The organism is Paraferrimonas sp. SM1919, assembly GCF_010993985.1.
GTDB lineage: Bacteria > Pseudomonadota > Gammaproteobacteria > Enterobacterales > Shewanellaceae > SM1919.
Window position 1 is genome coordinate 36,574 of sequence record NZ_WINH01000004.1, and the last position, 13,480, is coordinate 50,053.

The following is a 13,480-nucleotide window of genomic DNA, read 5'->3' on the forward strand; positions in this document are numbered from 1 at the left end:
TCTTATGCAGATACAAAAAAGCCCCACCAAATGGCGGGGCTCGAAATCACTTAACGGTTTAGGTTAATGATTATAGACAAGCTTCAGGAGCAACGAACTCTAGGCCGTGTGCTTCAGCAACTTCTTTACATACGATCTTACCGTGGATTACGTTTAGACCGTTCATTAGGTGTTGGTCAGCTTCTAGTGCCGCTTTGTAGCCTTTGTTCGCTAGAGTGATGATGTACGGTAGAGTCGCGTTGTTTAGTGCGAAAGTAGACGTACGAGCAACAGCACCTGGCATGTTAGCTACACAGTAGTGAACTACGTCATCAACGATGTAAGTTGGATCTTGGTGAGTGGTTGCTTTAGAAGTGGCGATACAACCACCTTGGTCAATTGCAACGTCAACGATAGCAGCGCCAGGCTTCATCGCTTTGATGTGCTCAGCAGTTACTAGCTTAGGCGCAGCAGCACCTGGGATTAGTACGCCACCAATTACAAGGTCAGCTTCTAGTACGTGACGCTCGATTGCATCAGCAGTTGAGTAAACAACCTTAGCAGTGTTACCAAACTGAACGTTTAGTGCACGTAGGGTGTCGATGCTGCGGTCAAGGATAGTTACGTCAGCGCCCATACCAGTTGCCATTTGAGCAGCGTTACGGCCAACCATACCACCACCGATGATTACTACTTTAGCAGGCTCAACACCAGGTACGCCACCTAGTAGCATGCCACGGCCGCCACGGCTTTTCTCTAGAGCTTGTGCACCAGCTTGGATAGACATACGACCAGCAACTTCAGACATTGGCGCTAGTAGAGGTAGGCCACCACGGTTGTCAGTTACGGTTTCGTAAGCAATACATACAGCTTTTGATTTAACTAGGTCTTCAGTTTGTGGAAGATCTGGTGCAAGGTGTAGGTAAGTGAATAGAATTTGGTCTTCACGAAGCATTGCACGCTCAACCGCTTGTGGTTCTTTAACCTTAACGATCATGTCAGCAGTAGCGAATACTTCTTTAGCTGTTTCAATGATGCTTGCGCCAGCATCGATGTAATCTTGGTTGCTAAAGCCAATGCCTTCACCAGCATTGGTTTCAACGATAACTTGGTGACCGTGTGCTACTAGCTCACGTACGCTTGATGGAACCATACCTACACGGTATTCGTGGTTTTTGATTTCCTTAGGTACACCAATAATCATAATACAGCCTCTTATTTTACATATTTATTTAGTTGTAGTGTTTTGTTCTTCAATAAGATGAATTATCATCAGCATTGTGCACATTTTTAGTGCTACACCGAGTGATTTAAAGTATAGTTTCACTTGAGTAGAGGATGTCTCTAAAAAACATGATTACATAGATAAAAAAATTGTTTTTCTAAGGAAGTAAGGTAGAAAATATGGCTTATAACAAAAATAAGCAATTAAAGGACTTGGATCGCATAGATCGTAACATTCTTAACGAATTGCAAAAAGATGGCCGAATTTCAAATGTAGAATTATCTAAGCGTGTTGGTTTAAGCCCAACACCCTGTCTTGAGCGCGTTAAACGTTTAGAAAAATCAGGTTACATCAGTGGCTATACTGCATTGGTTAACCCGCATTATTTAGGTGCGTCACTGTTAGTGTTCGTAGAAATCACTCTTAATAGAGATACCCCTGATATTTTCGACAAGTTTAACAAGGCGGTTCAATCCTTAGATGATATTCAGGAATGCCACCTAGTTTCAGGTGATTTTGACTATTTATTAAAAGCTCGCGTATCGGATATGTCTGCTTACCGTAAGCTATTAGGGGAAACCCTGTTAAAACTTCCATGTGTTTCTGATACCCGTACTTATGTGGTGATGGAAGAAGTTAAACAATCTAACCGTATTAATCTAAAGCCACAGGAAGCATAATCTACTGCTTTTTTGGTTTTATAAAGGGAGCTTCGGCTCCTTTTTTTGTTTTAAAAGAGTATCAAACAATAATTTACAGCACAGAGGAAGGCTAAGTCTGACTGTTAGCTTACTTTAGACAGTTGAAATGTATGCTAATTTTGGCAAATCATTATAGACTCTGGTATTGTTAAACAATTACAAAACCAAAATGATAGGACTGTATTTTGGCTGAGCAATCATTTAAGCCAATGACTGGTATTGATCGCCTTCTCGAAGGGGGGTTAATTTTCAGCGCGATATTGGCAACTATTCTTCTTATTGCCTTGAGCACTTTTGACATGGGCGACCCCAGCTGGAGTCAAAGTGGAACTAATGATGCTATCGAAAATGTTGTAGGCATTGTTGGAAGTTATAGTGCTGATATTTTATTTTTTAGCTTTGGTTATAGTGCCTATTTGTTTCCATTTATGATCATGGGCTGTGGCTGGCTTATTTTTAAGCAGCACCATAAGTTTATTGAGGTTGATTACTTTTCGGTGGGCCTGAGGTTACTCGGCTTTGTGCTAATGATCCTTGGTCTGAGCGCGCTAGCGAGTATGAATATGGATCTTCTGTATGTATTTAGTGCGGGAGGTTTTGTTGGCGATCTCATTGTAATTAGTTTGCTGCCTTATTTTAATTCTTTAGGTACTACGCTAGTGCTGTTATTTTTCGTTGGTGCTGGTTTCACTTTGTTAACGGGGATTAGCTGGATAGCGGTAGCAGATTTTATAGGCAAGTTAACCATCAATCTGGTCAAAATATGTGTCAAATTGCCGCTAAAAATACGCAATTGGTATCAGCTTCAACAACAGCGAAAACAACAACAGCTCGCCGAACAACAGACGCAGCAAGCGAAAGCGGTACTCGCCGAACCTGAATTGCAAGCAATTGCACCACAATCTAGCCAAGTAAAAGAGTCAAAGTTAACGATACATACCGAAACCCTTGATGATGAGTTTAGTATAGATTTCGATAATATTGATGACAACGAGGAGAACTTTAGCTTCGATTCTGAATTAACTCCGGAACCGACGATGAGTCCTAACGATATGGATAGCCAATCACCTGAGTTGACTCAGGCGAAGGTCGTTGATGGGATCATTGTATTACCTGAGAAGCCTAAGCCAGAACCCATCACTTTACCGGATATCTCGCTTCTTGACGTGCCTAACCGCAGTGAAAACCCAATTTCTAGAGAAGAGCTCGAAGCGGTTGCGCGCTTAGTGGAAGCCAAGTTAGCGGACTTTAAAATTATCGCAACGGTTGTTGATGTGTTCCCAGGTCCAGTGATCACCCGTTTTGAGTTAGATTTAGCCCCAGGGGTCAAGGTCTCAAAGATCTCCAGCTTAGCGGTCGATTTAGCTCGTGCACTTTCTACCTCTAGAGTGCGTATTGTTGAAAACATTCCCGGTAAGTCAGTCATTGGTCTTGAATTGCCGAATAAATTCCGTGAAACCGTATTTATGCGAGATGTACTGGACTCGAAAGCCTTCGCTGAGTCTAAGTCACACCTGTCAATGGTGTTAGGAGCCGACATTGCTGGTAACCCTGTCGTAGTCGATCTTGGCAAGATGCCGCATTTGTTGGTTGCAGGAACAACAGGTTCTGGTAAATCTGTTGGTGTGAATGTGATGATTGTGTCATTGCTTTATAAAAGCAGCCCTGAAGATGTGCGCTTTATTATGATTGACCCGAAAATGTTGGAACTATCGGTGTATGAGGGGATTCCTCATTTGCTGACCGAAGTGGTGACCGACATGAAGCAGGCGGCAAACTCTTTACGTTGGTGTGTGGGTGAGATGGAGCGTCGTTATCAATTAATGGCCGCCCTTGGCGTGCGCAATATTGCAGGTTATAACGCTAAAGTTAAAAAAGCCGCAGAAAAAGGTGAGCCGATTTGGGATCCGTTGTGGGATCCCAATGTTAACTTTGGTTCCCATCCACCTGCGCTAGAGAAACTGCCTTCTATTGTGGTAGTGATTGATGAATTTGCTGACATGATGATGATTGTGGGCAAGAAGGTGGAAGAGCTAATTGCCCGTATTGCGCAAAAGGCGAGGGCGGCTGGTATTCACTTGATTTTAGCCACCCAGCGTCCATCGGTGGATGTTATTACCGGTCTGATTAAAGCCAACGTACCTACCCGTATGGCGTTCCAAGTTTCATCAAAAATTGATTCGAGAACCATTTTGGATCAGCAGGGCGCGGAAACTCTGTTAGGCATGGGGGACATGCTCTATATGCCACCGGGCAGCAGTCAGCCTGAGCGTGTGCATGGTGCTTTTGTGGACGATCATGAAGTGCATCGTGTGGTTGCCGACTGGAAAAGCCGTGGTGAACCCCAATATATCGATGAAATTCTTCAAGGTGGTGCTGATGGTGAACAGGTACTATTGCCTGGTGAGCAATCAGAAGCCGAAGAAGAACTTGATGCGCTTTACGACCAAGCGGTTGAATTTGTCACTCAAACTCGTAAAGGTTCAATTTCTAGTGTTCAGCGCAAGTTCAAGATAGGTTATAACAGAGCCGCTAGAATAATAGAATCAATGGAAGCCCAAGGGGTGGTAAGCCCTCCAGGCCATAATGGTAATAGAGAAGTACTGGCACCTCCACCAGTTAGAGAGCAATAGATGATAAAAAGAATTGTCGCCCTGTGTTTATTTGCGGCACCAACATTCGCTGATGATGCAACTGATTTAAAACAACGACTGCTAGCGATGGCGGACTTCAAAGCTGATTTTACTCAGAAAGTGAACGATGAAAATAATCAATTAATAAGCCAAGGTAGTGGTCAATTAGGGTTTGATTTTCCAAATAAATTATTTTGGCATGGGCAACAACCAGATGAATCTGTGCTAGTCGTCGATGGTCAAAATGTATGGTTGTATAACCCGTTTATTGAGCAAGTAAGCATTTTTAATATGCAACAGGCAATAGCGGCCTCGCCAGTTACGCTGTTGGTTCAGCCCAATCAAGGACCTTGGCAAGATTATCTGGTGAGAAAGGATGGACACTGTTATCAAATTACCCCGAAACAGACAAAGGGGCAAAATGTATTAGCGGTTGATGTCTGTTTTAAAGGTAGCACTATTTCTTCCTTTGCATTAGTTGATGCACAGGCTAATGTCAGCCAATTTACCCTAGCACAACAGCAAGCCTTGACCGCTGCTGATGCAGAGAAATTTCAATTCGAATTGACGCCTTTTATGGATGTGGATGATCAAAGGCCACAAGGTGACTGATCCTTTGTTTGATCAAGCAGACTTGCATCAACCGCTCGCGGCGAAAATGCGCCCTAAGACCCTAGATGAGTATCTAGGGCAGGGGCATTTGCTAGGGGAAGATAAAGGCCTTTATAAAGCGATTAAAAGTGGTCGTGCCCATTCCATGATTTTATGGGGACCACCAGGAACTGGCAAAACCACCCTCGCAGAGCTCATCGCCAGTTACATTGATGCCCATGTTGAGCGTATTTCAGCGGTCACCAGTGGCGTTAAAGAAATTCGCAGTGCGATTGCCAGTGCCAAAGAACAAGCAGCCATGCAAGGGCGTAAAACCCTGTTATTTGTGGATGAGGTGCATCGTTTTAATAAAGCTCAGCAGGATGCTTTTCTACCCTTTATTGAAGATGGCACGGTGATCTTTATTGGTGCCACCACAGAAAACCCATCCTTTGAGCTTAACCGCGCGATTTTATCCCGAGCAAGGGTTTACCAAATAAAACCGGTAAGTGAGCAGGCACTAGCCGAAATTATCACCAGAGCATTAACCGATGAAACCCGAGGTTTAGGGTCAAGACACCTAATCCTGCCAGGGGAATGCCTTAATGCTATTATTGCTCAATGCCATGGTGATGCTCGCAATGCCCTGAATATTTTAGAGCTGGCCGCCGATCAACTCAGTGATGGCGACAGTTTTAGTCTAGAGGGCATTAATCAGGTTATTGGTCATAACGCTGCCGCCTATGATAAGGGCGGTGATGTTTTTTATGACTTAATTTCTGCCTTTCATAAATCCGTGCGCGGCTCTAACCCCGATGCGGCGTTATATTGGATGTCACGCATTATTGTCGCTGGTGGCGACCCGCTTTATGTGGCTAGGCGATTATTAGCCATTGCCTCAGAAGATATCGGTAATGCAGATCCCAACGCTATGACCGTTGCCTTGAACGCTTGGGAGTGTTTCCACCGGGTGGGCCCAGGGGAGGGCAACCGTGCAATAGCCCAAGCTGCGGTATACTGTGCGGTTGCGCCCAAAAGTAACAGTGTTTATACCGCCTTTAAAGCGGCCCTTGAGGCCGCTAAGCAAAGCGGCCATGAACCAGTGCCTAACCATCTTCGAAATGCGCCCACCCAGTTGCTGCAAGACCTTGATTACGGCAAGGGCTATCGCTATAGCCATGATGAGCCTAATGCATTTTCTGCGGGGCAAGAATTTATGCCCGATGCGCTGCAAGGAACGGAGTTTTATCAACCAACAGGCCGTGGGCTTGAGAAAAAAATTGCAGATAAATTAAGCCAGTTACGCCGCTTAAACAGGGAGGCCAAAGACTAAAATGCTGACAAATCTGCTGTGTGTTGCTGTTGGTGGTGCGATTGGCGCAAGTTTTCGCTATTTTACTTCATTAATTGCCATTTCATGGTTTGGAACAGGCTTCGCTTTTGGTACACTTGCGGTAAATTCTATAGGCTCATTTTTAATGGGCATTCTGTGGGGATGGAGCCAAGTCTCTGAACTGACAGAACCATGGCGATTGTTTATTGGAGTGGGGCTATTAGGAGCCTTTACAACTTTTTCGACTTTCTCCATTGAAACCTTACTGATGTTCCAGCAAGGACAGTGGCTACAGGCCGGTTTTAATATTTTGCTGAACCTAGTGATTTGCCTTGTGGCGGTCTATCTGGGGCAGCAGTTGATTTTATCTAGAGTGTAATAAAAATTATGTTAGATCCTAAATTTCTAAGAAATGAAATTGAGAGCACCGCAGAGCAACTTGCAAAGCGTGGCTATATTCTTGATATCAGTAAGCTTAATGAGCTTGAAGAGCGTCGTAAGTCATTACAAGTTGAGACAGAAGAACTGCAAGCAACTCGTAACTCTAGTTCTAAATCAATTGGCCAGGCTAAAGCTCGTGGTGAAGATATCGCACCATTGTTAGCCCAAGTTGCTGATCTTGGCGATAAATTAGATGCGAAAAAAGCACAACTAAACGAATTACAAAATGAATTAAATGATATTTCTGCCGGAATTCCAAATATCCCAGATGAGTCAGTCCCCTATGGTAGTTCAGAAGATGACAACGTTGAAATTTTAACCTGGGGCGAACCAAAGTCTTATGATTTTGAAGTAAAGGATCATGTCGATCTTGGGGAAGCTCTTGGTGGTTTAGACTTTAAATCAGCGGTAAAGATTACTGGTTCACGCTTTATTGTAATGAAAGGGCAGATTGCTCGTATGCACCGTGCGCTAGCGCAGTTTATGCTAGATACCCACGTCGATAAGCATGGTTACACTGAAACTTATGTCCCTTACTTAGTCAATGCAGACAGCCTGCGTGGCACCGGTCAGTTGCCAAAGTTTGGTGAAGACCTATTCCACACCAAGCCTGCAACTGAAGAAGGTCAGGGCCTAAGTCTGATCCCAACCGCTGAAGTACCAGTGACTAACCTCGTTCGTGACAGCATTGTTGAGGAAAAAGAACTGCCACTTAAGTTTACTGCGCATACTCCGTGTTTCCGCTCTGAAGCGGGCAGCTATGGTCGTGATACAAGAGGTCTCATCCGTCAGCACCAGTTTGACAAAGTTGAAATGGTACAAATTGTAAAACCTGAAGACTCAATGGCTGCGCTAGAGCAGTTAACCGGTCATGCCGAAGCGATTTTACAGCAACTAGAACTGCCTTACCGTAAAGTGGTTCTGTGTACCGGTGATATGGGCTTTAGTGCTGCTAAAACCTATGACCTAGAAGTATGGCTGCCAGCTCAAGACACTTACCGTGAAATCTCAAGCTGTTCTAATATGGGAGATTTCCAGGCTCGCCGGATGCAAGCTCGTTTTCGTGCTACTGGTGCTAAAAAGCCTGAACTTGTCCATACTCTTAATGGTTCAGGATTGGCTGTGGGGCGTACTCTAGTGGCAGTACTTGAGAACAACCAACAAGCAGACGGTTCAATTGTGGTGCCAGAAGTATTGCGTCCATACATGGGCGGCCTAGAGAAGATTGGCTAAGGCTGGTTTTGTTTATCAAAGGAAGGGCCTGCCCTTCCTTTTTTTATCGAGTAACAAATGGATTTTGGAGGGGTGATGGCTGCAGAAAGTTTAGTGTTATTGGTCAATGTGATCATTTTATGTATCGCATATTTTTATGTTTATCCCAAATTCGTAAAAGATAATCTTAAAGCGCTAACGATGAATGATATTGTCAGTAATATTGTGGCACTTGTGGTGATTGGCAGTCTTTATGGTGGCACTGAGCAAACCTTCTCTTTACTGTTGTTTGAGGTTGATTGGTTCTGGTTTACCTTGATCACTTTCTTTTTGATGGAAGCACCGTTTGCTTTAGCTTATCTAAAAAAATATAAGCCCCAATAATTCAAACAGCATAATTGTTATCTAATCATAGTGCCATTCGACAGCCACATCGGCGAGATTAATTTTCAGTCACTGTCAGTATATAAGATAAGTTTTTTAAACCAGAAATCGCATTAGAGTTAATGCTTATCTTACCACCTATATAAATATACTTGCCTTCAATTCCAGGGCTTATTACTTGTCTGACAGAGCCATTTTTATATTCTTTATTATTATATCTAAAGACCAAACCGCTAAATGAAATATTGGCGTCGGCAGCAAGTGGGGTCAGGCTAATGTTTATGCTGGCATTGGTATCAGAACGGATTAAATATTGTCCTTCATAATAATTAGTCGTGACTAAGTCGGCATTGGTTGAATTGCCTAAGGCTCCATTAGTGTCGATTTGAAATGTTGCCTTACGATTCGTCTTGTAGATGTCAGGTACACCTAGCGGTTGAACTTCAGTGATATAGATTTCAGCAGAAACGATATTTGATAATGACATGGCCATAATCACTATAAAAATGTTAACAATTTTCATGATTTACCTATGAGCATGTTACTGTAAAGTCTATTTTTTATACCACTTTAATTCTAAAATGTCTAAGTTGAGTCGTTATTTTGACAACTCAAGGCTTAATAGACAATAAATTGACTATTTTAGTGGTTAATTGTTGAGCGTTTGTTTGTTTTTTGTTAACATTTTCTGGTGCGGGTAGGGTGGTACCGTATGACACTTGTAATGACTATGTCAGCACAGTGGATTTAATTAATTATTTAAGCCAATCAGATGGTTGAGGTTAACTATGAACAAGAAAATTGTATTTCTTGGCTTGCTAGTAAGTGGTGCCGCTACGGCAGCAGATTTTGTTGGTAATGTTAGTTTTACTTTACTTACCCCCATTACTGCTACTGAAGATAATGCTTTATCTTTAGGCAATATTATCGCTAAAAGTGGTGATTCCTGTACCGTAGCGCCAGGTTCAAGTACCGCAACAGGTGCAGCCTGTTCAGCAGGGGGGACGGTAAGTTCAGCAAGTTTTACTGTAAGTGGTGAAACTGGTACTTCGGTAAATGTTGCTATTTCCGGTGAGGATACCAGTATTACCGATGTCACTTTTACTCCAGATATTGGAGGGGTTAACAGTCTGTCCTTGGGCGGTACAGGTTCAGCTACGTTAGAGGTGGGTGGAACCGTAAATATTACCGGAGCTTCTGCTCCTAACGGTACGCAAAGTCTAACTTATACCTTAACTTTGACCTATTAATATTTTCCCCGCCTTTGTGCGGGGATTTTTTGAGGGAACATGGATAAGCTTTTTGCTATATTTTGCTGGTTAATCATGAGTGCTCCTTGTAGCGCTACTTTGCTTATTAACCCTACTCGCGCTGAACTTGATGATAAACGAAATAGCAGTGCGGTTTTTGCCGTCATTAATAAATCTAATAAACCAGCTCGCTTTAATATTTTTTTTGAAGACAAGCAACAATTAGCTGATGGCACTTATTTAACTTTAGCAAACGAGCCTTATCTTAATCAGTTAATTCGCTATTCACCTAGGCGAGTTAGCTTGGCGCCCGAGCAAGCGGCGAATGTTCGCATGGGGCTTCGTTTAACGCCTAACATTAGACAAGGTGAATATCGAAGTTATTTAGCCTTTCAACAAATTCCAGCCCCTGAGTTGAAGAATGAATCTGCGCCGGGAGACGACATTTCCATAAAAATAAGTGCATTATTAAAGATTGCCGTTCCCGTAATTGTACGCGTAGGTACGTTAAGTGCAGATATTGCTATCGCCGATAGTCAGCTGTCTATTACAAATGATGGCCCAAACCATTATCAAGTGTCGATAACGTTATCAAGGCTTGGCAGCCGCAGTAGTTATGGTGATGTTGAAGTTATTGATTATGAAACCCAAGAAAGGGTTGGCTTACTGAGAAATGTTGCAGTATATACAGAGTTGGTCGAACGACGTTTGACTGTGCCCTTAAAACCCGGTCATTATCGCAAGTTGATTGTTCGTTATACCGAATCTAAGCGATTGAATGATGCCAAGATAGCAGAAACGATAATTACTCTGTAATACATTTTTTAGAGGGATCTTTGAAATTTTATTTTGGTCAAATCGTGTTTGCTGCAAGTATTACCGTAGTAGGCAGCTTTTTCCCTAAGGCTAATATCAAGTCAGTACAAATTAATCATTTACAAGTGTCAAATAGTTTGACACCAGTGGGTACTGTTGAAGCATTGCCACAGCCACAGCCACAGCCACAGCCACAGCCACAGCCACAGCCACAGCCACAGCCACAGCCACAGCCACAGCCACAGCCGCAGCCACAAGTGATGTCAGTCAGCACTTTGCCAGTTAATGCCGTGGCCAATAAAAATATCATTTCCCCACAGTTTGGGGATACAAAGCAACCATCAAGCGCCAATTCGGTCAATGCCTCCATACCAGCATTTAACCGTTTACCAAATTTAATTGCTATTGAAATTCAGCAACCAGCGAGTGGGACGAACAATTGTCAGAGGATCATTAAGCCATATCAGTTGTTCGAAGCAGCCCAAGAACTCTTTTTAGTGACCCAATTGATTTATGGAGAGCTGACGTTATCCCAAGATTTTTTTGTTTATTTTGATGGCGACGACTACTACCTCCCTATTGCCTTACTATCAGAGCTGCTTCTGCTTCCATTGGATTACGATATAAAAACCCGACAGCTACAGGGGTGGTATGCTAAAGAAAACAATCGTATTGCTATTGCTAATGGTTTGATGAACTACTCCGCGATGAACGGTAATTGCTCAACTGAGCAAGTCACAGGCTATTTTGATGCTTGGGATATGTATTTAAGTACCAGTGAAATTGCTCAGATGCTAGGGCTAGAATTGGCATTCGAACCTGCTCGTCAAATTTTAACATTAAAAGAAAACCCTTCGATCCCCTTTTCCAGATTAAAAGCGAGACAGGAAAAGTTTCTTCGTTATCAAAACCAAAAAGCAAAACAATCGAATAGGAATAGCAAACAGATAAACAGCAGCACTGCTTGGTTAGGCGATTTGGCGTTAGATGTCAATTTAACTGCCAAAGCATCTGCGAATGATCACTTAACTGAGCAGTCACTTAACCTCACTGCACAATCAAAGTTAGATGTCCTTAAACATAATACTTATATGCTTTATAGCCAAGATGAATCTGAGACGCGATTAAGAGGTTATGTTGAAAAGTATCAGCAAGATCAATGGTTAAAGTATTACCAATTGGGAAACATAAACAGTCCATCGTTGCCATTAACTTCAGATTCATTTTATGGCAAAGGGCTTCAGCTTTTAGCCGGTAGTCAGTTTTTAAATGATACCGCAAGCTTTGTTGTTCAGGGCGAGGTTCAACCAGATTGGGATGTAGAGCTTTATCGGAATAATACCTTAATTGAACTGATCAGAGTCGGCAATGAAGGGCAATATGTTTTTCAAAATGTCCCTATGTCTAGGGGGGTGAATTACTATCAGTTACGTTTTTATGGCCCGAATGGAGAGGCAAAAGTGGAGAACTTCACCCGCAGACTTGAGTCAGGCAATGCTGAACAGCGGGTCTTAGGGGTTGCCTTTTCGGCAATGGAGGCTGAATTTGGTAATGATAAACAATACGATTTACAGCTTAATTATTCTCCCTTACAGTCTTTGAGTTTGGCCCTTGGCGTTAACCAGCAACAGCCCCAAGATGAACAACAATTAGCCACCAGTCGTGCATCTGTAAATTGGTTTTCTGACGAATCCTTATGGCAATTTAACCTGATCACTGATGGTAGCAACCTTGGCTATGGTTCAAAAATCCAAGGGGGCAGCCAGTTATTTGACTGGACCTTAGAGTGGGACAGATACAATCAAATCAACACATTTAAAAGCCAGAAGAGGAACTTGTATCAAAGACTATCCGGTAAAGTGTTTGGTGGCATAGAGGATACTTCTTTTAATTGGACTCTGATTGGTGATGTGAGTGATTACAAAGATGGCAAGCGCTTTCTTGATATGAGGTTAGTTAAGTCTATTAACTATCAGGGGATCATATTTACTAATAATTTTACATGGCAAAATAATAGCTCAGGTTACCTAACCAGCAACGAACTTCAATTTTCAGGAAGGTTTGCGGGTTGGCAATTGAGGGGACGGAGCGCCATTAAGATTTCACCTAATTGGGGATTGGATCAAATTGCATTCTCTGCGACTAAGAATTTTGGCTCGCCATTAAATTATCTTGCTGAGTTGAATTATTTACCCAGCAGTCGAAATCAATATCGTTTACGAAATGCACTTTCTTACGACTTTAGTGCCGGTACAATAAGGGCTTCATTGGATAACTCTAGTGGTGGAGAGTGGTTAGCGCTATTAAATTGGCGGAGTTCTTTATTGTGGCAAATCGATGACAGTCAATTTGATATCAGTCGAAGCTCCCATCTTAATACCGGGGCTGTATTGATCCGCACTTTTTTAGATGATAACGGTAATGGAAAGTGGGATGATAATGAGCAGCCATTACCAAATGTGTCATTCCTGGGCCATCGAGATCCTCAAAAAATGTCCAATGAAAAAGGCGAGTTATTGATCTCGCATTTGCGTACTCGAAGAAATCATAAATTAACGCTTAATGAAGTCAGTCTAAGCGATCCTTTTTATATTCCCCGTTATGAAATGCTTGATGTGGTATCCCATGCTGGCCACATTACTAAGATTGATTTTCCGATTTTAAATACATCAGAAATCGAGGGTATTTTATTAGAAGATGGGGAGTTAGCTGTTGGCCAAGAGTTAGTTTTAAAGGCCATTGAAGCAGAGCGAGAATATAATACCGTCTCAGAATTTGATGGTGTGTTTTTATTTGAACGACTTTTACCAGGAAATTATGAGTTAAAACATAAAGGTAGAGTGCTAACAACAATAAACCTTGCTGCGGGTCAATATTTGGAACTTGAAAGAATAAATATATAACCAAAAATTCCC

At 42.5% G+C, this 13,480-nt stretch carries 12 protein-coding genes; 10 read left to right on the forward strand and 2 right to left on the reverse strand.

The features are described from left to right. Positions 1 to 70 precede the first annotated feature (70 nt). Positions 71 to 1,183 (reverse strand): alanine dehydrogenase, encoded by a 1,113-nt coding sequence (ald, locus tag GFB48_RS03290; RefSeq protein ID WP_163931103.1) that lies wholly within the window; start codon positions 1,181 to 1,183, stop codon positions 71 to 73. Between the two features lie 200 nt (positions 1,184 to 1,383). On the opposite strand from ald, the gene lrp reads away from it, so the two are divergent. From lrp to GFB48_RS03325, 7 genes are all read left to right on the forward strand, one after another. Then, positions 1,384 to 1,884, forward strand: coding sequence for a leucine-responsive transcriptional regulator Lrp (lrp, locus tag GFB48_RS03295; protein WP_163931104.1), 501 nt, complete (start codon positions 1,384 to 1,386; stop codon positions 1,882 to 1,884). Positions 1,885 to 2,114: 230 nt separating this feature from the next. Further along, positions 2,115 to 4,538: a DNA translocase FtsK gene (locus tag GFB48_RS03300; protein ID WP_163931465.1), complete on the forward strand. Its 2,424-nt coding sequence runs from the start codon at positions 2,115 to 2,117 to the stop codon at positions 4,536 to 4,538. Then, entirely contained in the window at positions 4,539 to 5,150 is a 612-nt protein-coding gene (lolA, locus tag GFB48_RS03305; protein WP_163931107.1) for an outer membrane lipoprotein chaperone LolA, read from the forward strand. Beyond that, entirely contained in the window at positions 5,125 to 6,462 is a 1,338-nt protein-coding gene (locus tag GFB48_RS03310) for a replication-associated recombination protein A (protein ID WP_163931109.1), read from the forward strand. The genes lolA and GFB48_RS03310 overlap by 26 nt, the downstream gene beginning before the upstream one ends. Positions 6,463 to 6,466: 4 nt before the next feature. Then, positions 6,467 to 6,841, forward strand: coding sequence for a fluoride efflux transporter CrcB (gene crcB / locus GFB48_RS03315; protein ID WP_163931468.1), 375 nt, complete (start codon positions 6,467 to 6,469; stop codon positions 6,839 to 6,841). Between the two features lie 8 nt (positions 6,842 to 6,849). Beyond that, complete coding sequence (gene serS, locus GFB48_RS03320; protein WP_163931111.1) at positions 6,850 to 8,136, forward strand: serine--tRNA ligase; 1,287 nt, start codon at positions 6,850 to 6,852, stop codon at positions 8,134 to 8,136. A 75-nt stretch (positions 8,137 to 8,211) separates the two neighbouring features. Beyond that, the gene (locus GFB48_RS03325; RefSeq protein ID WP_163931114.1) at positions 8,212 to 8,499 is read left to right on the forward strand and encodes a hypothetical protein; all 288 of its coding nucleotides are present in this window, start codon (positions 8,212 to 8,214) and stop codon (positions 8,497 to 8,499) included. 58 nt (positions 8,500 to 8,557) lie between these two features. Here the strand turns inward: GFB48_RS03325 and GFB48_RS03330 are convergent, their stop codons facing one another. Beyond that, on the reverse strand, positions 8,558 to 8,986 hold the full coding sequence (locus GFB48_RS03330; RefSeq protein ID WP_163931117.1) for a hypothetical protein: 429 nt from the start codon (positions 8,984 to 8,986) through the stop codon (positions 8,558 to 8,560). Positions 8,987 to 9,287: 301 nt separating this feature from the next. Between GFB48_RS03330 and GFB48_RS03335 the strand changes: the two genes are divergently transcribed. From GFB48_RS03335 to GFB48_RS03345, 3 genes are read left to right on the forward strand one after another with little or no spacing between them, the layout of a single operon-like run. Then, positions 9,288 to 9,749, forward strand: a complete 462-nt coding sequence (locus tag GFB48_RS03335; RefSeq protein ID WP_163931120.1) for a DUF4402 domain-containing protein — start codon at positions 9,288 to 9,290, stop codon at positions 9,747 to 9,749. A 39-nt stretch (positions 9,750 to 9,788) separates the two neighbouring features. Continuing rightward, positions 9,789 to 10,565, forward strand: a complete 777-nt coding sequence (locus GFB48_RS03340) for a hypothetical protein (protein WP_163931124.1) — start codon at positions 9,789 to 9,791, stop codon at positions 10,563 to 10,565. A gap of 20 nt (positions 10,566 to 10,585) precedes the next feature. Continuing rightward, a complete protein-coding gene (locus tag GFB48_RS03345; RefSeq protein ID WP_163931128.1) occupies positions 10,586 to 13,468 on the forward strand; it encodes a carboxypeptidase-like regulatory domain-containing protein in 2,883 nt (960 codons plus the stop codon). Positions 13,469 to 13,480: the final 12 nt, after the last annotated feature.